Origin of the sequence: Streptomyces doebereineriae, assembly GCF_031845645.1 — a bacterium.
GTDB lineage: Bacteria > Actinomycetota > Actinomycetes > Streptomycetales > Streptomycetaceae > Streptomyces > Streptomyces canus.
Genome location: NZ_JAVREZ010000220.1, coordinates 1 through 467, shown reverse-complemented (window position 1 = coordinate 467; position 467 = coordinate 1). Strand labels below are relative to the sequence as shown.

At 60.2% G+C, this 467-nt stretch carries 1 pseudogene; it reads left to right on the top strand.

Features of this window, described 5'->3' with window-relative positions:
- Window positions 1–467: pseudogene (locus RNB18_RS51560) on the top strand (molecular chaperone HtpG); the annotation flags it as partial.

Below are 467 nucleotides of genomic sequence, written 5' to 3'. Positions count from 1 at the left end.
CATCTGTCACGCTCCATCTCAAGCCCGAAGACGTCGAGGATCAGCTGCACGACTACACCGCCCAGTGGAAGATCAGAGAGCTCGTCAAGAAGTACTCCGACTTCATCGCCTGGCCCATCCGAATGCAGGTCGAGCAACGGACGCCGGCCACGGAGGCAGGCGGAGCGGACAACGTCTCCGTCGAGACGCAGACCCTGAACTCGATGAAAGCGTTGTGGGCCAAGCCCAAAGACGAGGTCTCCGAGCAGGAATACCACGAGTTCTACAAGGACATCGCCCATGCCTGGGACGATCCACTCACGGTCATCTCGATGAAAGGCGAGGGCACCTTCGAGTACCAGGCGTTGTTGTTCATCCCCTCGCACGCCCCGTTCGACCTGTTCACGCGGGATGCCGGCACCGGGGTTCAGCTCTACATCAGGCGCGTCTTCGTCATGGGCGATTGCGACGAACTGATCCCCAGATAC